Raw genomic sequence first — 19,929 nt, 5'->3', positions numbered from 1 at the left:
AGAAAATGAATAACTTGCACAACACGAACGGCCTGATGCGCTTCGCGAAGGTGGCGGCCGCGAGCACCCTGCTCGCGACGCTGCTCGCCGCGTGCGCGGTGGGCCCCGACTACAAGCGTCCGGACGCGGCGGCGCCCGCCGCGTTCAAGGAAGCGCCGACCCTCGCCGCCGGCGAGCAGGCCGGCACGTGGAAGACGGCCGAACCGTCGGATGGCGAACATCGCGGCGAATGGTGGAAGGTGTTCGGCGACCCGGTGCTCGATTCGCTCGAGGCGCAGGCGCTCGCCGCGAACCAGAACCTGAAGGCCGCGGCGGCGCGAGTCGAGGAAGCGCGTGCGGCGACGCGTTCGGCGCGCTCGCAATGGTTCCCGCAGGTCGGCGCCGGGTTCGGGCCGACGCGTGAGGGGCTGTCGTCGGCGTCGCAGTTCCAGCCGCAAGGTACGGGCCCGACCAACGCGACGCTGTGGCGCGCGCAGGGCACGGTGTCGTACGAAGCCGATCTGTTCGGCCGCGTCGGCCGCAACGTCGAGGCGTCGCGTGCCGACCAGGCGCAGAGCGAGGCGCTGTTCCGCTCGGTGCAGCTCGCGCTGCAGGCCGACGTCGCGCAGAACTACTTCGAACTGCGCCAGCTCGATTCGGATCAGGACCTGTACCGCCGCACGGTCGAGCTGCGCGAGCAGGCGCTGAAGCTGGTGCAGCGCCGCTTCAACGAAGGCGACATCAGCGAACTCGACGTGTCGCGCGCGAAGAACGAGCTGGCCAGCGCGCAGGCCGATGCGGTCGGCGTCGCGCGCCGGCGCGCGGCGTCCGAGCATGCGTTGGCCATTCTGCTCGGCAAGGCGCCGGCGGATTTCGCGTTCAAGGAAACGCCGATCGTGCCGGTCGCGGTGAAGATTCCGCCGGGCCTGCCGTCCGCGCTGCTCGAACGCCGCCCGGACGTGGCGGCGGCCGAGCGCGCGATGGCGGCCGCGAATGCGCGGATCGGGCTGGCGAAGTCGGCGTACTTCCCGAAGCTCGACATCACCGGGTCGTTCGGGTATGAAGCATCGACGCTCGGCAACCTGTTCCTGTGGTCGAGCCGCACGTTCCTGCTCGGGCCGTTCGCCGGCACCGCGCTGACGCTGCCGCTGTTCGACGGCGGGCGCCGTGCGGCCGGCGTGCAGCAGGCGCGCGCGCAGTACGACGAACAGGTCGCGAACTACCGGCAGCAGGTGCTCGTCGCGTTCCGCGAGGTCGAGGACAATCTCGCCGATCTGCGCCTGCTCGACGACCAGATTCGCGCGCAGAATGCGGCCGTCAATGCTTCGCGCCGTGCGGCGACGCTGTCGCGGACGCAGTATCAGGAAGGGGAGGTCGCGTATCTCGACGTGATCGACAGCGAGCGGTCGGTGTTGCAGTCTCAGTTGCAGGCGAACCAGTTGACGGGGGCGCAGGCGGTGTCGACCGTCAATCTCATTCGTGCGCTCGGCGGCGGGTGGGGCGCGGCACCGACGGCGATCGGCGATGCGGGGGCCGGCAAGGCGGAAGTGGCTGGGCGCTGACGCTGCGGCCCTTGACGGGCGGGCTGCTCAAGCAAGTGGCTGATCGACGAACCCCGGTCCGTGGCAACGCGGACCGGGTTTTTTATGGGTCATCCAAATTTCCGCGGAGGAACGTCGGCGATCGGCCAGGAAGGGACACTCGCCGCGGCAAGCTGAATGGCCGTTGTCGTCGCCATGCCGAACGCCGCATCCAGCAAACGCGTATGCCACGTCTGTTGACCTTCGCGCCGGCTGACGCTCGAAGATGGGGGCACGATGCGTCTCCTTTCGTTCGCGCGAAACTAAATTGACGCGAGCAAAATCATGCGCTAACTGTGCGTCACGCCACGAGCAGACAAACAGCAGCGTGTCCCTTAGACTCTTGCCGCAATGACCATTGCGTGGCCGGAGGCTTCGTCAACGAGAGCATGCGGGAGATGTATCCGGTTCAGGGACGACATCGCCTTTGTCCATCTGATCAGCATCCGAGCGAGGCCCGAAAGGTTGGGCAACCGCATGGATGCGTTGCTGCGGCAAAGCCGCTCGGCCGTCGCGGTGAATCCTGTGAACAATAGAAGTATCTGCTGTATGACGACCAAGCTGTCATTCGAAATTCTCGAAGTGTTGGATGCAATTGACCGGACCGGTACATTCGCCGAGGCGGCCGAGTTGTTGCATAGAGTTCCGTCGACGCTCACTTACCTTGTGCAAAAGCTGGAAAGTGACCTGGAGGTCGAGCTGTTCGATCGCGGCGGCAGACGGGCGAGACTCACGGAAGCGGGTCGTGCTGTTGTGGAAGATGGGCGTCGTCTTTTGGACGCCGCTCGACACCTGGAGGCCAAAGCAAAAGGCATTCGAGACAGTTGGGAATCGGAGCTTCGACTATGCGTCGATGCAATCTTGCCAATCCAGTCCTTATGGCCGTATGTCCATGCCTTCTACGGCCTGGAGATGAATACCCAGCTAAGTCTTTCCACCGAGGTGCTTGGGGGCGTGTGGGATGCCCTGGTTACGCGGCGTGCCGATCTCGCGATAGGGGCGTTCGGCGAGCCGCCGCATGCGGCCAACATCGCGGCCCGGCCAATCGGAACCCTCCGGCACGTTTTTGTCGTGGCACCGGACCATCCACTCGCCCGCATGCCCGAGCCGTTGGAGAGCGAAACGATCGCAAGATATCGAGGTGTTGTCATCAGTGACACTTCTCGCGAACTGCAACCGCAATCCGTGGCCACCCGTGACGGACAGCCGCTGATCATCGTGCCGACGCTCGCAGCCAAACTGCAAGCACTGTGCGAAGGTATCGCTGTCGGGATGCTGCCCGATTTCGTGGCGAAAGAACCGATACACGAAGGCAGGCTGGTCGCGCGTCGCATTGTGGGTGTGCGCGAGTTCACGAATGGCTACCTCGCTTGGCGCGAGGACAAGGTAGGGAACGCTTTGAACTGGTGGATTGCGCAACTAGACAGCCCCGATCTGCTTGAACGGCTCCTGACGCCGCGTCAAGAGAGTAAAGGGCAGCCCCGGGCGCCCGCTTGCGCAGTCCGTTACCCAAGCGCGGAGTAACGGCCCGTCAGTGCTACTGTCTGAGGACCTTCGCCGGTGCATGCAGTTGGACATTCGAAGGTCAGCCTGGCATTGAACCTTGCCGTCGAGTTGCCGGGGCATCCGATGGCTGCAGCGGGTCGGAAGGCGACGTCCACGGAAATTTCCGAAGAACCTTTTTACCGCACCGCGTGCCGCAACTAACGGTCAATCTCACTCGGCACCTTCCGACGGGTGCGGCGGCGCTCACATCTCCGCGCGTTCGGCCCGCAGTGCCCGCACCAGCGCGCTTGCCGCCTTGCCGAGCCCCATATGTTTCGGTCGCCGCAAATACACAGGCAACGGCAGCCCGTTGCGAATGTTCGCGAACACGAGCGACGCGAGTTCGCCGTCGGCCACATACCGGCCGATGACCGACTCCGGCAAATTCGCCCAGCCATGGCCGGCCTTCACGAGCGCGATCGCGGTCGCCATGTCGGTCACCTTCCACGTGCGGTTGCCGATCAGCGGCCGCACGTCGGTGAGCGGCCGCTCCGGATCGGCGATCACGATCTGCCGGAACCCGGACAATCGCTCGATCGCCTCCGGATGCGCGGCTTCGGCAATCGCCGGATGGCCGGGCGCGGCGACCGCGATCAGCGTCTCGGTCCACAGCGCGTGAATCTGTTCCTGCGGATGCAGATCGAGTCCGCCGTACGCGACGCAAAGATCGACGGCGCCACGATGCAGCGCGTCGACGATCGCGTCCTGCGGCGCCGTGACGACGCTGACCGCGAGCGCCGGATATTTCACCGCGACGGCCGTCAGCGCGCGCGCAATCGGCGCGCCGTCGATTTCGGCGGCGAGCCCGAGCCGCAGCGAATCCTCGACGCCTTCCGACAAGTGCTGCGCATGCGCACGCAGCGCATGCAGCCGTTCGGCGATCGCGCGCGCGTCGGGCAGCAGCGCGGCCATCGCGGCGGTCGGCGTCGGCTCGCGCGAGCCGCGGTCGAACAGCACGAGATCGAGCTCGGCCTCGAGGTTCGCGATCGCCATGCTGACCGCCGACGGCGTGCGGCCGAGCGCACGCGCGGCCGCCGAGAACGAGCCTTTGTCGATGACGGTCAGCAGCATGTCGATGTGATCGCTGGTCAGCATGGTCTGCCCGCTCCTGTCAGAAAAATTGAAACGACCTGACTTTTGCGGACGAAGTGCCCGCTGTAGTCTCGCCACCTGGTTCGAAACGAAGGTGGTCGGTCATGCAAGGATGGAAGAGACGCATAGTCTACGTCGTGATGTTCGAGGTGCTCGGCATCCTCGTCGCGTCGTCGGTGCTCGGTATGCTGAGCGGCGCGAGCGCGGCGACGAGCGGCGTGCTCGGCGTGATGATCTCGACGACGGGCGTCACCGTCAATTTTCTGTACAACCTCGGCTTCGAGGCATGGGAGCGGCGGCGTGCGGAAACGACGCGCACCGTCGGGCGGCGTGTCGTGCATGCGATCGGGTTCCAGGTCGCGCTCGTGACGTTCCTGATTCCGCTGATCGCGTGGTGGCTCGACGTGTCGTTATGGCAGGCGTTCCTGTATGACGCGGTGCTGATCGTGTTCTTCCCGATCTTCACGTTCGCGTACAACTGGGCGTTTGACAGCGTGTTCGGTTTGCCGGACGCGGTGACGCGCAAGGCGGCGCCGGCGGCGTAATGTAGACGGATGCAGAGGGATGCGAAACGATGCGGACACCCGCGCCGTTTCGCTGCTGCAAGAGAGAGGAAGACGGGCGGCGCGCATGCCGCCCGCGCCATTACGCGGCGACGAACTCGTGCACGTAACGGTTGAACACCGCAGGGCTCGCGGCGTTCATCCCGTGCGATGCGCCGGCGACGGTCTGCCGTTGCGCATGGCCGATCCACTGCGACAGCGTGTCGACGTTGTGGCGGAACATCTTCGGGCTGCGCTGGCCGTCGATCAGCAGCGTGCGGCATGCGATGTCGCCGGCCGTGTGCTGCGAATACGCGGGCAGCGGGTCGCGCAACTGCTTCGGCAGCGTGCTTGCGTTGTCGATCGCCATCGTGCGAAAGCGCGACGTGCTCTTCTTCCATGCGCCGGGCAGGCTTACCGAATCGACGAACATCTCGAGGCCGGCTTCGACTTCGCCCTGCTCGATCAGGTTCACGGCCTTCGTGCGCAGCGCGATCGCGGCGGCCGGCAGCGCGGCTTCGCGCACGCCCGGCTGCTGGAGCGGGCCGCCCGGATCGGCGAGCGTCAGTGATTCGACGAGGTGCGGATGCTGGCGCGCGACGTTGAACGCGACGCTGCCGCCGCGCGAATGGCCGACCAGATGCACGGGGCCGAGATCGAGCGCGTCGATGAATTCGGCGAGCTCGTCGACGTGGTTCTGCCAGCTGAACTCGTCCTGGATGCCCGCTTCGACGGCCGGCCAGTAGTGGCTCAGGCTCGGCGCGATGCAGCGGTAGTGGGCCGATAGCGCCGCGAGTTGCGGATCCCAGTAGCGGTAGTCGCACAGCGAGCCATGCACGAACACCATCGGCGCACCGCCGCCCCGCTCGACATACGGCAGGCTGATGCCTGACGAAAGCGTCGCAAATTGCAGGTCGGGGTTCGCGAGCACGGACGGCTCGATTCGCATGTTCATGGCTGAAAGACTCAAAGGTGCGTCAACACGACGCAACTATGCATCACGGCGACCTGCAAGGAAAACGCATAATTTTCATCGTGACGATCAATTTTATTGATGGCTCGGCGGGAAACCCTTGTCGGGCAGGTCCTGCGATCACGGCTGCGGCCGACCTTTAATCAGTCCCTATATGCATACGGTTCGAGTGGGCGTCTATCGACGGCGAACCGCATGACGTCACGGCGCCTTGAAGCGGCATGGGATTTGGGGCGCATGGGGCATGCGTAAGGGAGCCCTAACGTGGCCGAGTGATTTCACATGGCCACGTTAGGATGTATCGAACCCGCGCATCCGTGACTTGGCGGTTCGGACGCTGCAAATTTATGACGAAAGAATTGCGCTCAAGCATGCATCAGTTGTGCCAAAACGCGTTCGAAGCACTTTTCGACGCAGAGGAGTAGGCCACCAAACGCGACCCGCGCGTCACCGCACCGCCAGCGCCGGCGCGGTTTGAAGCTCGACCGGCAAATCATTGTCGGCCGCGAACTGCATCGCGAACGCGAACGCATCGGCGCACACGGCGCGCAATTCGTCGGACACGAACAGGCATTTGACGCCGCCGTCGACGACGGGCATCGCGAGCCGCGACAGCGCGCACGGATAGCCGGGCCGCCGTTCGCCGACGAACAGCGTGATGACACCCGCCAGGCGCTCGGGCCAGTCGCTTGGGCGGAAGGTTTTCCGCGCGCGCGTGACGCCGCGGATCAAGTGGCCATTGACGCGGCCGTGTTCGGTGATGTCGATGCGATCCATGCCGGAGTACGTGTCCTCGTGCGCGTCATTCGCCGCCGTCGGCCGCCGCGTCGCCGCGCGCGGGAATCCGCAGGTGGCGCAGCTTGTGATAGAGCGTCTTCTTCGGCATGCCGAGCGCCTCGCTCGCGTCCGCGACGTTGCCGTGGTGACGCCGCAGCATGTCCTCGATCAGCATCCGCTCGAAATACGCGAGCTGTTCCGCGAGCGTGCTGCCCACGGCCGGCGCCTCGCCGGACGACAGCAGGCTGTCGCCGGTCAGCCCGAGCACGAAGCGGTCGGCCACGTTCTGCAGCTCGCGCACGTTGCCGGGCCACGCGTGCGTCATCAGTTCGGACACCTGCGCGGCGGTAACCACCGGCGCCGGCTGGCCGAAGCGCCGCGCGGCCGCGAGCACGAAATGCTCGAACAGCAGCGGCACGTCCTCGCGCCGCTCGCGCAGCGGCGGCAGCTCGATCTGCGCGACGTTGAGGCGATACAGCAGATCCGCGCGAAAACGCCCGTCGGCCGCGAGTTCGGCGAGATCGGCCTTCGACGCGGCCACCACGCGGCAGTCGACCGGAATCAGGTCGTTCGCGCCGAGCCGCTCGACCACGCGCTCCTGCAGCACGCGCAGCATCTTGATCTGCAGTGCGATCGGCATCGTCTCGATCTCGTCGAGGAACAGCGTGCCGCCATCCGCCCATTCGATCTTGCCGATGCGTTTCTTGATCGCGCCGGTGAACGCGCCGGCCTCATGCCCGAACAGCTCGCTCTCGAACACCTGCTCGGGCAGGCCGCCGCAGTTCAGCGCGACGAAATGGGCGTCGCGCCGGCTGCCGAAGTCGTGCAGGCTGCGCGCGATCAACTCCTTGCCGGTGCCCGTCTCACCGGTGATCAGCACCGACACGGACGTATCGGCGAGGCGCAGGATCTTCTTGCGCACGTCGGCCATCGCGGGCGACTTGCCGAGCACGAACGCCTCGATGCCCTGCCAGTTGTTCAGTGCCGCGCGCAGCCCCTGCACCTCGAGCGTCAGGCGGCGCTTCTCGACCGCGCGCGCGACGCGCCCGGCGATCACGTCCGACGAAAACGGCTTCTCGATGAAGTCGTACGCGCCGACCTGCATCGCGCCGACGGCCGTCGAGATGTCCGCGTGGCCGCTGATCAGCACGACCGGAATCTGCGCATCGATGGCCATCACGCGATCGAGCAACTGCAGCCCGTCGATGCCCGGCATCCGCACGTCCGACACGATCACCACCGGCGCACCGGGCGCGACGTGCGCGAGCGCGTCGGCGGCCGACGCGAACGCGTCGACCGGGAACCCTGCGAGCGCGACAGCCTGCTCGACGCCGATCCGGACGTTTTCATCGTCCTCGACGACCAGCACCCGAATCTCATCTTCCATGCTCTGTCCTCTGTTGCGGCGTCGCCGCCGCGAATTCGATGGTGAACTGCGCGCCGCCTTCGTCGCGGTTCGTCGCGGCGATCCGCGCGCCGAATGCCTCGACGATGCGCGACGTGATCGCGAGGCCGAGCCCGAGGCCCTGGCCGCGCGGCTTGGTCGTGACGAACGGCTCGAACAGGTGCGGCAGCACGTCGGGCGCGATGCCGGCGCCGCTGTCGGCCACCGTGAAACGCACGCGGCCGGCGCCATCCGCATCGTCCACTTCGGCCGCCTCGATGACGATGCGGCGCACCGGTGCGTCGTGCACCGCGTCGAGCGCGTTGCCAAGCAGGTTCACGATCACCTGCTGCAACTGGCTCGATTCGGCCGAGACGGTCGTGCCGGGCGCGATGTTGACGTCGAGCCGCACGCCTTCGTCGCGAATGCGCGCGTCGTAGATGAGCCGCGCATGCGCGACGGCCTCGTTCAGCGACACCGCGACGCGCTCGACGTCGGGCTTGCGCGCGAAGGTCTTCAGCTCGCCGGTAAGCACGGCCATGCCGTCGACCAGCTTGCCGACCCGTTCGAGATTCGCGAGCGCCGGCGCCGGCTGGCCGCGTTCGAAGAACGTGCGCGCGTTGTCGCACAGCGTGCGGATCGCGACGAGCGGCTGGTTCAGCTCGTGCGTGAGGCCGGCGGCCATCTGCCCGAGCACCGCGAGCTTGCCCGCGTGCACGACTTCCTGCTGCGACGCACGCAACCGCTGTTCGGTGCGCTCGCGCTCGTCGATCTCGCGCTGCATCCGCTCGTTCGCGGCCGTCAGCGCGGCCGTGCGCTGCGCGACGGTCAGCTCGAGCCGGTCGTTCGCGCGGCGCAGCGCGTCCTGCGCGCTCAGCCGCGCGAGGATCGCCCGGCGCCGCTGGATCGCATAGCCGACCAGCAGCGCGACGATCAGGAACGCGCCGGTGACGAACACGAACGCCGTTTGCTGCTGGCGCCGCGCGCCCGCGATGTCGAGCAGCACCATCAGCGAATCGCCGGCCTGCGGCGCGGGGCGCGACATCACGAGATAGCGCGTGGTGCGGCCGGCGTGGCGCGGATCGGGGAAGGTGCCGAACCACGCGGCCGAGCCGCGCTCGCCGATGCGGCGATAGGGCAGTGCGTCGACGGTGCGGCCTGCATACTGGCGCGACGCCTGGATGTCGCGCTGCTGCTGCGCGGTGATCGGGCGCAGCGCGGTGAATTTCCACGCGGGCTCGGTCGAGATCACGACCACGCCGTTGCTGTCGACGACCAGCGCGGCGACGCCCGGCGCACGCCACGCCGATTCGAGCGGGTCGACGCTGATCTTCACGGCGGCGACGCCGATCGGCGCACCGTCGCTGCGCACCGCGCTCGCGAAGTAGACGCCCGGCACGCCGGTGTTGGTGCCGATGCCGAAGAAGCGGCCGCTGCCGCGCGCGAGCGCGTCCTTGAAATACGGCCGGTACGACACGTTGGTGCCGACGAAGCTGATCGTCTCGTTCCAGTTGCTCGCGGCGATCACGTCGCCTTGCAGATCGATCACGTCGACCGCGCCGCTGCCCGCGTCGCGGTTCACGGCTTCGAGGTAGGTGTTCACCGCATGCACGAGTTCGGGCGCATCGTTCGGCGCGGCTTTCAGCATCGCCCGCACGCCATCCTGCCGCGCGACCAGGCCGGGCAGGATCTCGAAGCGGCCGAGCTCGCTTTTCAGGCTCGACGCATACAGGTCGAGCCGGTGCGCGCCGGCCTCCTCGAGCGCGTCGATCGCGCGTTCCCACGCGAAATCGACGGCCGCGCCGGCCACGCCGACGTACAGCACCGCGGCCGAAGCCCAGCCCCACCACGGGATTCCCTTGAAGCTCTTCTGCACGTTCGTCCTCATCGAAGCCCGTTACCGGCCGTCCGCCACCGGCCGTCCGCAACCGGCCGTCCGCTAGCGGCCCTCCGCAACCGGCCCTCCCCGAACGACACGCGCCGCGCGCCGGCAGGGCCGGCGGCGGCGCGTGCGAGGCAGCCGGCGCGACGGTGCGCGCGGCCGCGCGTTATCCGAAGTGCGCGACCAGGATCAGCGTGACCGTGACGACGATCGCGCCGCCGATGCGGGTGGCGATCTGCGCGAACGGCATCAGCTGCATCCGGTTCGCGGCGGTCAGGATCGCGACGTCGCCGGTGCCGCCTTGCCCGCTGTGGCAGGCGTTCACGATTGCGGTGTCGATAGGGTACATCTTCAGCAGGCGGCCGACCACGAAACCGGTGCCCATCAGCGTCGCGACGGTCGACACGATCGTGACCACGTTGACGATCGTGAACGCGGCGGTCAGCTTGTCCCACGGCGTCATCGCGACGCCGATCGCGAACAGCAGCGGATACGTGACGGCGGTCGAGAAGAACTTGTAGACGACGAACGCGCCTTCCTGCAGCGGCGGCGACACCGCGCGCGCGAGCTTCACCAGCACCGCGAGGAACAGCATCGCGACCGGCGCGGGCAGGCCGAACAGCTTGTGCGCCATCAGGCCGACGAGATACAGCGTGATCGCGGTGATGCCGGCGCCCGCGATGTGCGTGACGTCGACGTGGCCGCGGATCTCCTCGTTCTCCGGCGTCATGTCGCCGCTTTCGCCGACCTGCAGGCGGCCGTTGCCGGTGAGATGCGGCAGGCGCTTGCCGAGCATGTCGAGCGCGCCCGACAGGATGATCGCGGTCAGGCTGCCGAGCATCACCGACGGGAGCACCATCGCGAACATCTCGCCCTGCGGCAGGTGCATCAGTTCCGAATAGCCGATCGACAGCGGAATCGCGCCTTCGCCGACGCCGCCCGCCATGATCGGCACGACGATGTACAGCAGCGTGTGGCGCGCGCCGAGGCCGAGCGCGGTGCCGACGGCCGTGCCGACGATCGCCGCGGCGACCGACCCGACGGCGAGCGGAACGAAGATCTTCACGAAGCCCTGGATCAGCACGCGGCGATCCATGCTCAGGATGCTGCCGACGATGATCGACGCGATGAACAGGTACAGGAAGTTGGTCGACTTGGTGAATTCGACCGTGAGGTTCAGCACCGGCTTCGGCAGCACGTGGTAGTACGTGAGCGCCGACGGCACGAAGGTCGCGAAGATCGCGGCCGCGCCGATGTTGCGCAGCAGCGGCAGGCGCTTGCCGAGTTCGGCGCAGGTGAAGCCGAAGAACGCGAGCACCGCGATCGCCATCGAGATCTCGCCGGGCACCTTGCCCGTCACCGCGAAGCCGACGATCAGCCCGAACAGGATCACGTAGATCGGCAGCGGAATGATGCCGATGCGGATTTCCATCAGCTTCCACCAGCCTTCCGGCCAGAAGCGTTCACGCGTGGCGGGACCGGCGGCGGCAATCGGTTCCGGATGGGACGGGGTGTGGATAGAGGTCTGCAAGACGTGTCTCCTGATGTTTGGAATGCCTGCATCGCTTCGCGGCATCGTGTGCCGTCTATTACGCAACCCCCGTGCCAGTATTTCGGCTTGCCGGAATATTTTTAATGCCTTGATTCATAAGGGATTTGTTTCGTCTGCGGAAAGGGTTTTCCAGGCAGGCTGGCCGAGAATTCGGAATCGGCGCGGCGCTCAGGCCGAGATTTCGGCCTGGCGGCGGCCCGGGCGGCCGGCCACGCCAGCCGCCCGGGCCGCCGCCCGCCATATCGCCGCGCGCGATTTTCTTCGCACAATCGCTTCGTAGACCGCCTACCCGCCGCTCTCTATCATCGGCTGATCTTTTTCCGATGCGACGACGACTGTCCGGAGAACGCCCGCGCGTTCGCCGCGGCGTCGCTCATCCGTCGATACCGTCTTTGGACAGGAGAGTGGTTCCCATGCTGCATCCCGTATTTTCCGCCCGCTTTTCCGCCGGCCGTGTGGCCAGCCTGGCCCGCCTGCTGACGGCCGCGCTGCTCGGCGTCGTGCTGCTGAACGGCGCCCGTGCTGATACCGCGCCGCTGAAGGTGGGCATCTCGACCAGCCCGCAGATCGAGGCGCTGAAGATCGCCGCGAAGGAGGCGAAGGAGCAGGGCCTCGACGTGAAGATCGTCGAATTCACCGACTGGAATACGCCGAACGCGGCGCTCGCGAACAAGGACATCGACGTCAACTACTTCCAGCACATCCCGTTTCTCGAGAACGCGAAGAAGCAGGGCGGCTACAACTTCATCTCGATCGCGCCCGGTACGATCATGAAGATCGGCCTCTATTCGAAGAAGGTGAAAAGCTTCGCCGAACTGAAGGACGGCGCGCGCGTCGCGATCGCGAACGATCCGGTCAACGGCGGGCGCGGGCTGTTGCTGCTGCAGCGCGCGGGGCTGATCACGCTGAAGCCGGGCGCCGACTACCGCGCGACGACGCACGACATCGTCGCCAACCCGAAGCACCTGAAGATCATCGCGCTCGAAGCGTCGCAGCTCGCGCGTTCGCTCGACGACGTCGATCTCGCGCAGGGCTACCCGAGCTTCATCAAGCTCGCCGGCACGACCGACCCGAACAGCGCGCTGCTGTTCGACGGCACCGAGAACAAGAACTTCGCGATCCAGTGGGTCGTGCGGCCCGAGAGCGCGAACGACGCGCGCATCCGCAAGTTCATCTCGATCTACCAGCATTCGCCGGCCGTGCGCCGTGCGCTCGACAACGCGTTCGGCTCGCTGTACGCGATCGCATGGTGACGGAGGCGGCATGACGACGGCGAACCGCAAGAAGATCCTGCTCAACGCGTTCAACATGAACTGCGTCGGGCACATCAACCACGGGCTGTGGACGCATCCGCGCGACCGCTCCGCGCACTACACCGATCTCGACTACTGGGCCGATCTCGCGAGGACGCTGGAGCGCGGCAAGTTCGACGGAATCTTTCTCGCGGACATCGTCGGCGTGTACGACGTGTTCGGCGGCGGGCCGGACGCCGCGCTGCGCGAGTCGGTGCAGGTGCCCGTCAACGATCCGCTGCTGCTCGTGCCGGCGATGGCGCAGGTCACGCGGCATCTCGGCTTCGGCGTGACCGCGAACCTGACCTATGAGCCGCCGTACCTGTTCGCGCGCCGCATGTCGACACTCGATCATCTGACGAAAGGGCGCGTGGGCTGGAACATCGTCACCGGCTACCTCGACAGCGCCGCGCGCGGGATGGGCCTCGCGCAGCAGATCGGCCACGACGACCGCTACGAGCGCGCCGACGACTACATGGACGTCGTCTACAAGCTGTGGGAACAGAGCTGGGACGACGACGCGGTGATCCGCGACGCGCAGGCGCGCGTGTTCGCGCAGCCGGGCAAGGTGCGGCGCGTGACGCACGACGGGCCGTTCTATTCGATCGATGCGATTCATCTGAGCGAACCGTCGCTGCAGCGCACGCCGGTGCTGTACCAGGCCGGCTCGTCCGCGCGCGGCGTCGAGTTCGCGGGCCGTCACGCGGAATGCGTGTTCGTGAACGGGCAGAGCAAGGCCGCGGCGCGCGCGGCGGCGCTCGACATTCGCGCGGCCGCCGCACGGCAGGGGCGCGACCCGGCGTCGATCAGGATCTTTGCCGGCGTGAGCGTCGTGACGGCCGAGACCGAATTGCTCGCTCGCGAAAAGTTCGACGAATACCGGCGCTACGCGAGCCCGGAAGCCGGCCTCGCGCATTTCGCGAGCTCGACCGGCATCGACTTCGCGAAGTACGGCCTCGACGAGCCGATCTCGTACGTGAAGACCGATTCGATCCAGTCGGCCGTCGACGCGATCTCGCGCAAGAGCACGACCGGCACGTGGACCGTGCGGCGGATGCTCGAACAGATGTCGCTCGGCGGCCGCTACGCGCCGATCGTCGGTTCGCCGTCGCAGGTCGCGGACGAGCTGCAGTCGTGGATCGACGAGACCGGCATCGACGGCTTCAACCTGACGCGCACCGTGATGCCCGAGTCGTTCGAGGATTTCGTCGACTGGGTCGTGCCCGAGCTGCAGAACCGCGGCGTCTACAAGGAAGACTACGATCCCGCGCCGACGCTGCGCGAGAAGCTGTTCGGCGCCGGCCCGCGCCTGCCCGCCTGGCACACCGGCGCGCGGCATCGGCCGGCGGCCGTGGCCGAACCCGCGCATCCCGCGCATGCCTGAACGTGACGGAGCGAAGCGATGACGCAATTGTTCGATACGCTGGGTTTCATCGAGGCGTCGGCCGTGCGGGCCGGGGCGGGCGCCGGTGCGGCAGCGCATGACGAAGCCGTGACGCCGGCCGACGGCGCGGCCGTGTCGCTGGAGCAGGTCGGCAAGGTATTCGCGACGCCGCGCGGCCAGGCGGCCGCGCTGCGCGACGTGACGCTCGACGTACGGCGCGGCGAGGTGTTCGGGATCATCGGCCGCAGCGGCGCCGGCAAGTCGACGCTGCTGCGGCTCCTGAACGGCCTCGAACGGCCGAGCTCGGGCCGCGTGCGCGTGCAGGGCGTCGACGTCGGCGCGCTCGACGAGGACGGCCTCGTCGCGTTGCGGCGCCGCACCGGCATGGTGTTCCAGCATTTCAACCTGCTGTCCGCGAAGACGGTATTCGAGAACGTCGCGCTGCCGCTGAAGATCGCCGGCGTGCCGAAGGCCGAGCGCGTGCGCAAGGTCGACGCGCTGCTCGATCTCGTCGGGCTCGCCGCGAAGCGCGACGCGTATCCGGCGAGCCTGTCGGGCGGGCAGAAGCAGCGCGTCGGCATCGCGCGGGCGCTCGTGCACGATCCCGAGGTGCTGCTGTGCGACGAAGCGACGTCGGCGCTCGATCCGGAAACCACGCAATCGATCCTCGCGCTGCTCGCCGACATCAACCGCCGCCTCGGTCTGACGATCGTGCTGATCACGCACGAGATGGAAGTGATCCGCGCGGTGTGCGACACGGTCGCGGTGATCGAACAGGGCGAAGTCGTCGAAACGGGCCCAGTGTGGCGCGTGTTCGGCGATCCGCGCCACGGCGCGACGCGCGCGCTGCTGAGCACGCTGCAGCATGACCTGCCGGCCGAACTGGCCGCGCGCGTGCGGCCGCTGCCCGAACAATCCGCGCTGCCCGACGGCGCCCGGATCGTGCTGGACGTCCGCTATACGGGCGAGAGCGGCGGCGAGCCGGACGTCGGCGCGCTCGCGGCGGCGCTCGGCGGCTCCGTGCGGTTCCTGCACGGCGGCATCGAAAGCATCCAGGGGCACGCGCAGGGGCGGCTCGTGATCGCCGCGACGCCGCGTGCGGATGACGCCGGCGCGTCGGCGGCGCACGGCGCGGCGGTCGCCGCGCTGCTCGAGCGCGCGCGCCGTCATGCGAATCATGCGGAGGTGCTCGGCTATGTTTGAGCTCTGGTGGCCCGAACTGCTCGACGCGATTCGCGACACGCTGTCGATGGTCGCCGCGTCGGCCGCGATCGCTGCGCTGATCGGCATCCCGCTCGCGGTGATCCTCGTGACCACCGCGCCCGGCGGCATCTACGCGCGGCGCGGCGTGAACGCGGTGCTCGGCGCGCTCGTCAACGTGTTCCGCTCGACGCCGTTCATCATCCTGCTGGTCGCGCTGCTGCCGTTCACGCGCGTGCTGATCGGCACGACGATCGGCGTGTGGGCGGCCGTCGTGCCGCTGTCGATCGCCGCGATCCCGTTCTTCGCGCGAATCGCCGAAGTGAGCCTGCGCGAAGTCGATCGCGGGCTGATCGAGGCCGCGCTCGCGATGGGTGCGAAGCGCCGCCACATCGTTTGGCACGTGCTGCTGCCGGAGGCGCTGCCCGGCATGCTCGGCGGCTTCACGATCACCGTCGTCGCGCTGATCGGCTCGACCGCGATGGCGGGCGCCGTCGGCGCGGGCGGCCTCGGCGATCTCGCGATCCGCTATGGCTATCAACGTTTCGACACCACCGTCATGGCGACCGTGATCGTGATCCTGATCGCGCTCGTCTCGGCCGTGCAAATCACGGGCGACCGCCTGGTCCGACGCGTGACCCGGCGTACCTGAGCGACGCCACGAGCGTCCGCTCGTTTCATTCCTGATCCTGAGAGAAAAAACATGACCTTGCCCATCGGCGCGCCGCGCGAATGGAACGGACAATTCGAGGAAGCACTGTTTCTGGAGGTGGCGCGACGCCATCGTCCGGACTTCCCCGACAAACTCGCGACGCCGCCGCGCGAGCCGCGCGACGACGAACGGGCCGCCGTCGCCGAGTACTACACGAAGATGGCGTCGCACGATCTCTTCATCGTGCAGGTCGTCGCGAAGGCGATCGACACGCTGTTCTGCGACGATCCGCATTTCCAGCTGATTTTGTCGCGCCAGCTCGGCGACGACGGCGCGCACGCGGTGATCGGCCGCGAGCGCGTAACCGAACTCACCGGGCGCGATCCGCTGCCGGAAGTCGACCGGCTCGTCGCCGCGCACTGGGCGCGCATCGGCGACATCGCGGTGCGCGACGTCGCGGGCTTTCTCGCGTTCGAATGGCATTACGAGCTGCACATCCTCGCGAAGCTGTGGATCCAGCGCAAGACGGGGCGTATCGGCGACAGCGCGATGCGCGAGCACGGCGAGAACCGGATCCGGCCGGACGAGGAATGGCATCGCGTGCGGATCGTCCAGTGGTGGTTCGACACGCTGCACGCGCTTGCGCCCGCCGAGCGCGACGCGCTGATCGATCGCGTGATCGCGGCCGACGAGGAAACCCAGGCGCGGCTCGACGGCTATCTGCATGACGAGTACGCGCATACCGCACTGGTATTCGGCGCGGATATCGCCGAATATCGTGCCATCTACGACGACTGGCGGCGCGAGATCCTGTCGCGGCTGACCGGCCGCCGGCTCGGCGCGCTCGTACCGCTGTCGGGCGAAACCGTTGAACAGGAAGCTGTCGCATGAACGATCCACGCGGCCCGGCGACGCTGGCGCCGGATACCGATACACCGGCCGTCGACCGCGCTGCGCTGGCCCGCGCGATCGACGCGCTGCGCGTGAGCGCCGCCGAGCGCGACCGCGCGGGCGGTCATGCCGCGCGGGAGAAGCAGTGGCTCGCCGACGCGGGCCTGCTGACGCTCGCGGTGCCGCGCGCGTTCGGCGGACAGGAAGCGGCGTGGCCGGCGATCTACGACGTGATCCGGCAGGTCGCGCGGGTCGACAGCGCGCTCGCGCATCTCGTCGGCTTTCAGTGCCTGCAGGTGGTGAGCGTCGACGTATGGGGCAACGCCGCGCAGCGCGAGCGCTACCTGCGCGGCACGGTGGACGGGCGCTGGTGGTGGGGCAACGCGGTCAATCCGCTCGACACGCGGCTCGTGGCCACGGCGACGCCCGACGGCGGCTACCGGCTCGACGGCGTGAAGGGCTTCTGTTCCGGCACGCGCGGCTCGCATCGGATGACGGTGTCCGCGCACGATCCGGCCATCGGCCGCACCGTGTTCGGCGTGGTGCCGACCGATCGGGCCGGAATCACGGTCAACGACGACTGGGATCCGGTCGGCCAGCGCCAGACCGACAGCGGCAGCGTGCGCTTCGACGGCGTGACGCTCGCGGCGGACGAAGTGCTGCATCGCTCGGAAGCGCCGCCGACGCCGCGCGCGACGCTGCGCACGCTGGTGTCGCAGCTCGTGCTGACGAACCTGTTCGTCGGCCTGGCGGAAGGCGCGCTGGCCGAGGCGCGCGACTACGTGCGGCAGCATGGCCGCCCGTGGGTTCATTCGGACGTCGAGCGGGCCGAAGACGATCCGTACACGCTGCAACGCTTCGGCGACATGCGTGTGCGTGCGATCGCCGCGGCGGCGCTGGCCGATCGCGCGGCCGTCGCGTTGCAGCACGCGTGGGCGCGGCAGGATGAGCTGACAACCGACGAACGCGCCGAAGTCGCGCTCGCGGTATCCGAAGCGAAGATCGTCGCGCAGCGCGCGGCGCTCGACAACGGCGAGGCGCTGTTCGACGCGTGCGGCGCGCGCGCGACGGCCGCGTCGCTGGGCCTCGACCGCTTCTGGCGGAACGCGCGCACGCATACGCTGCACGATCCGCTCGACTACCGGCTGCGCGATGTGGGCCGGTTCGCGCTGACCGCGGAATTGCCGCAGGCGTCGCTCTATACGTGATGGCGGCCCGCCCTCTGCGCCGTGGCGCCGATGGCGGGCCGTCCGGCGTCAGGAGCAGCGCCCTGACGCGTCGTTGTCGCAAGCCGATTACCAGCGGTAGCCGACGCCCGCCCCCGCGCCGAACGAGCCGTGCCCCGACACCGCCGTCGTGACCGAGCCCTTGACGAGCCATTTCGCCGTCGCGACGGACAAGCCGACCGCCATCGCGCTTTGACCGCCGTACGTGCCGCCGCCGAGCGCGACGACCTTCTCGCCCGGCAGCACGGCTTGCGGCAGGTTCGCCATGGCGATCGCGCTCGCCGTGCCCGCATTCGCGTCCTTGCGGTACTTCGACATTTCCTCGCGCACGGAGTTGATCGCACCGTTCAACTGGCGCACGTTCACGCCGTCCGTCGGTGCGGTGCCGTCCGCCACGTTGGTCAACTGGCGCTCGGCCCCGGGCGAGCCGATCGACACCGTGTTGTCCCGATCGGCAACCGAATTCGCGCCCAGCGCCACCGCGTTGTTCGCGGTGGCCCGGCTGTTCGTGCCGATCGCGGTCGAATCCGTGCCGGACACGTTCGAGCCCGTGCCGATCGCCGTTCCGTTCGCTGCCGTGACTTTCGAATTCGTGCCAATGGCCGTTCCGTTCGTTGCGGTGACCGTGGCGTTGACGCCGACAGCCGTACCGTTGTCGCCCGAGACGTTCGAGCCGTTGCCGACCGCGGTGCCGTTCGTCGCGGTGACTGACGTATTCGTGCCGATCGCGGTGTCGGTCGAGTTCGTCACCGTGCCGCCCGGGACGCTCGACGAGATCTTGCCGACGGTCGTCGTGAGATTGGCCAGGTCCGCCGTCAGCGTCGACACCTGATTGGCGATCGAGAAGAGCTGCGAGCCGTTCACCGCATCGGTGCTGGTCGCGCTGATGGCGCCAGCCGCGACGTTGACGATCTGACGCTCGGCACCCGCGCTGCCGACGCTGACCACACCGACCGGCGTGCCCGCGAAGCCGCTGTAGGTCACGCCGTTGAGCGCCACGCTATTGACGGTCGTATAGGCGCGCGTGGTCGCGTTCGCGCCCAGCGCGACGGAGTTCGCGTCGGCGGCGTTCGCCCCTTCGCCGATGGCGACCGCGTTCACGGCGGAGGCCGTCGCACGGGCAATGGCGACGCTGCCGGTCGCGGATGCCGAGCTGTCGACACCGAGCGCGACCGCATCGGCCGCGCCGGCATTGGCCTGGAAGCCGAGAGCCGTACCGCCTGCGGCAATGCTGCCCTTGCCCACGGCCGTCGAGAACGTCGCGGTGGCACTCGCGTCTTGCCCGACGGCTATCGACTGATCGACTGCGAATGCGCCCTGGCCGAAGGCGGATGCCGTGCCGCCGTTCGCGATCGCGCCGTTACCGACCGCCGTTGCCTGGCCGCCAACTGCGCTCGAAGCCGTTCCGATCGCCGTCGCCTGGTCGCCGGTCGCCACGGCGTTTCCGCCGACGGCCGTCGCGAACGTACCGGTCGCGGCCGCCATGCGGCCGATCGCGACGGTCTCGCTATAGGCGCCGGTCGACGAGCCCGAATTCGCGACGGCCGCCGTGCCGATCGCGATGTTGTCGCAGCCGGTTGCCGCGGCCGGATACGTGCTGCTGCCCGAAATGGCGATGTTGCCGACGCAGCCCGCGGACGTTTCGGTCGACGTGCCGTTCTGCACATAGTCGGCTCGCGCGGGCGCGGAAGCGGCGAATGCGGCCACGGCTGCGCTGACCGTGACGGCCAGCGCGACCTTCGATGTGCGCGGTGCGCGTTGTACGGAATTTCCCAACCCTTGATGATGCGTGTTCATTCGTTTTCCTGAGCTCGATGTAAAAATCGTGTTGTGGCTTGCATGGCCCCCGCCCGCCATCCCGGTTGCATCGATTCGTTCGTGTCTCTTTCGTAACGGATATCGATTTTTCGATCTGTAAAAATGAAAGGTCTACTAACGAAATTTAACCTTCGTCGGTCTCGACGCGACGGGAGCCGGG

General features: G+C 67.8%; 16 protein-coding genes. 9 read left to right on the top strand and 7 right to left on the bottom strand.

What is annotated here, in order from left to right; genetic code table 11:
• The first annotated feature begins 5 nt into the window (after positions 1-5).
• Both opcM and CFB35_RS27135 read left to right on the top strand, forming a co-directional pair.
• Positions 6-1,541: a multidrug efflux transporter outer membrane subunit OpcM gene (gene opcM, locus CFB35_RS27140; RefSeq protein WP_059582216.1), complete on the top strand. Its 1,536-nt coding sequence runs from the start codon at positions 6-8 to the stop codon at positions 1,539-1,541.
• 567 nt (positions 1,542-2,108) lie between these two features.
• Positions 2,109-3,083, top strand: coding sequence for a LysR family transcriptional regulator (locus CFB35_RS27135; protein WP_059582060.1), 975 nt, complete (start codon positions 2,109-2,111; stop codon positions 3,081-3,083).
• A gap of 225 nt (positions 3,084-3,308) precedes the next feature.
• Here CFB35_RS27135 and CFB35_RS27130 read toward each other — a convergent pair whose 3' ends face one another.
• On the bottom strand, positions 3,309-4,199 hold the full coding sequence (locus CFB35_RS27130) for a LysR family transcriptional regulator (RefSeq protein ID WP_059582061.1): 891 nt from the start codon (positions 4,197-4,199) through the stop codon (positions 3,309-3,311).
• 101 nt (positions 4,200-4,300) lie between these two features.
• On the opposite strand from CFB35_RS27130, the gene CFB35_RS27125 reads away from it, so the two are divergent.
• On the top strand, positions 4,301-4,741 hold the full coding sequence (locus CFB35_RS27125; protein WP_059582064.1) for a PACE efflux transporter: 441 nt from the start codon (positions 4,301-4,303) through the stop codon (positions 4,739-4,741).
• 100 nt (positions 4,742-4,841) lie between these two features.
• Here CFB35_RS27125 and CFB35_RS27120 read toward each other — a convergent pair whose 3' ends face one another.
• The 5 genes from CFB35_RS27120 to CFB35_RS27100 form a co-directional block, all read right to left on the bottom strand.
• Complete coding sequence (locus CFB35_RS27120; protein ID WP_059582067.1) at positions 4,842-5,693, bottom strand: alpha/beta fold hydrolase; 852 nt, start codon at positions 5,691-5,693, stop codon at positions 4,842-4,844.
• A gap of 465 nt (positions 5,694-6,158) precedes the next feature.
• The gene (locus CFB35_RS27115; protein WP_089465819.1) at positions 6,159-6,488 is read right to left on the bottom strand and encodes a DUF3579 domain-containing protein; all 330 of its coding nucleotides are present in this window, start codon (positions 6,486-6,488) and stop codon (positions 6,159-6,161) included.
• A gap of 25 nt (positions 6,489-6,513) precedes the next feature.
• Positions 6,514-7,875 (bottom strand): sigma-54 dependent transcriptional regulator, encoded by a 1,362-nt coding sequence (locus CFB35_RS27110; protein WP_059641602.1) that lies wholly within the window; start codon positions 7,873-7,875, stop codon positions 6,514-6,516.
• Entirely contained in the window at positions 7,865-9,760 is a 1,896-nt protein-coding gene (locus CFB35_RS27105) for an ATP-binding protein (protein ID WP_089465818.1), read from the bottom strand. The genes CFB35_RS27110 and CFB35_RS27105 overlap by 11 nt, the downstream gene beginning before the upstream one ends.
• Positions 9,761-9,920: 160 nt before the next feature.
• Entirely contained in the window at positions 9,921-11,285 is a 1,365-nt protein-coding gene (locus CFB35_RS27100) for a 2-hydroxycarboxylate transporter family protein (RefSeq protein WP_059641609.1), read from the bottom strand.
• 434 nt (positions 11,286-11,719) lie between these two features.
• Here CFB35_RS27100 and CFB35_RS27095 point away from each other — a divergent pair, with 434 nt between their 5' ends.
• Genes CFB35_RS27095 through CFB35_RS27070 form a run of 6 tightly spaced genes read left to right on the top strand, consistent with a single transcriptional unit; the run spans position 11,720 to position 17,933 of the window.
• Positions 11,720-12,559, top strand: coding sequence for a MetQ/NlpA family ABC transporter substrate-binding protein (locus CFB35_RS27095; RefSeq protein ID WP_059641611.1), 840 nt, complete (start codon positions 11,720-11,722; stop codon positions 12,557-12,559).
• Between the two features lie 10 nt (positions 12,560-12,569).
• A complete protein-coding gene (locus CFB35_RS27090; protein ID WP_089465817.1) occupies positions 12,570-13,982 on the top strand; it encodes an LLM class flavin-dependent oxidoreductase in 1,413 nt (470 codons plus the stop codon).
• Positions 13,983-14,000: 18 nt separating this feature from the next.
• On the top strand, positions 14,001-15,185 hold the full coding sequence (locus CFB35_RS27085) for a methionine ABC transporter ATP-binding protein (RefSeq protein WP_059582087.1): 1,185 nt from the start codon (positions 14,001-14,003) through the stop codon (positions 15,183-15,185).
• Entirely contained in the window at positions 15,178-15,834 is a 657-nt protein-coding gene (locus CFB35_RS27080; RefSeq protein WP_027781522.1) for a methionine ABC transporter permease, read from the top strand. Before CFB35_RS27085 ends, CFB35_RS27080 begins: the two co-directional genes overlap by 8 nt.
• A gap of 51 nt (positions 15,835-15,885) precedes the next feature.
• A complete protein-coding gene (locus CFB35_RS27075) occupies positions 15,886-16,725 on the top strand; it encodes a hypothetical protein (protein ID WP_059582089.1) in 840 nt (279 codons plus the stop codon).
• Complete coding sequence (locus tag CFB35_RS27070; RefSeq protein ID WP_059582091.1) at positions 16,722-17,933, top strand: acyl-CoA dehydrogenase family protein; 1,212 nt, start codon at positions 16,722-16,724, stop codon at positions 17,931-17,933. Before CFB35_RS27075 ends, CFB35_RS27070 begins: the two co-directional genes overlap by 4 nt.
• Positions 17,934-18,020: 87 nt before the next feature.
• Here the strand turns inward: CFB35_RS27070 and CFB35_RS27065 are convergent, their stop codons facing one another.
• A complete protein-coding gene (locus CFB35_RS27065; protein ID WP_060011283.1) occupies positions 18,021-19,748 on the bottom strand; it encodes a YadA family autotransporter adhesin in 1,728 nt (575 codons plus the stop codon).
• Positions 19,749-19,929 lie beyond the last annotated feature (181 nt).

This window comes from Burkholderia sp. AU16482 (genome assembly GCF_002223285.1).
Taxonomy (GTDB): domain Bacteria; phylum Pseudomonadota; class Gammaproteobacteria; order Burkholderiales; family Burkholderiaceae; genus Burkholderia; species Burkholderia semiarida.
Note: the sequence above shows the minus strand (reverse complement) of the source record. Positions and strands in the feature narration are given on the sequence as shown.

Bases quoted from the DNA above. Each gene is read 5' to 3' on its own strand.
- CFB35_RS27090 (WP_089465817.1), top strand. From the start codon at position 12,570: ATGACGACGGCGAACCGCAAGAAGATCCTGCTCAACGCGTTCAACATG.
- opcM (WP_059582216.1), top strand. From the start codon at position 6: ATGAATAACTTGCACAACACGAACGGCCTGATGCGCTTCGCGAAGGTG.
- CFB35_RS27130 (WP_059582061.1), bottom strand. From the start codon at position 4,199: ATGCTGACCAGCGATCACATCGACATGCTGCTGACCGTCATCGACAAA.
- CFB35_RS27085 (WP_059582087.1), top strand. From the start codon at position 14,001: ATGACGCAATTGTTCGATACGCTGGGTTTCATCGAGGCGTCGGCCGTG.
- CFB35_RS27115 (WP_089465819.1), bottom strand. From the start codon at position 6,488: ATGGATCGCATCGACATCACCGAACACGGCCGCGTCAATGGCCACTTG.
- CFB35_RS27070 (WP_059582091.1), top strand. From the start codon at position 16,722: ATGAACGATCCACGCGGCCCGGCGACGCTGGCGCCGGATACCGATACA.
- CFB35_RS27095 (WP_059641611.1), top strand. From the start codon at position 11,720: ATGCTGCATCCCGTATTTTCCGCCCGCTTTTCCGCCGGCCGTGTGGCC.
- CFB35_RS27065 (WP_060011283.1), bottom strand. From the start codon at position 19,748: ATGAACACGCATCATCAAGGGTTGGGAAATTCCGTACAACGCGCACCG.
- CFB35_RS27135 (WP_059582060.1), top strand. From the start codon at position 2,109: ATGACGACCAAGCTGTCATTCGAAATTCTCGAAGTGTTGGATGCAATT.
- CFB35_RS27075 (WP_059582089.1), top strand. From the start codon at position 15,886: ATGACCTTGCCCATCGGCGCGCCGCGCGAATGGAACGGACAATTCGAG.
- CFB35_RS27120 (WP_059582067.1), bottom strand. From the start codon at position 5,693: ATGAACATGCGAATCGAGCCGTCCGTGCTCGCGAACCCCGACCTGCAA.
- CFB35_RS27125 (WP_059582064.1), top strand. From the start codon at position 4,301: ATGCAAGGATGGAAGAGACGCATAGTCTACGTCGTGATGTTCGAGGTG.
- CFB35_RS27110 (WP_059641602.1), bottom strand. From the start codon at position 7,875: ATGGAAGATGAGATTCGGGTGCTGGTCGTCGAGGACGATGAAAACGTC.
- CFB35_RS27105 (WP_089465818.1), bottom strand. From the start codon at position 9,760: ATGAGGACGAACGTGCAGAAGAGCTTCAAGGGAATCCCGTGGTGGGGC.
- CFB35_RS27080 (WP_027781522.1), top strand. From the start codon at position 15,178: ATGTTTGAGCTCTGGTGGCCCGAACTGCTCGACGCGATTCGCGACACG.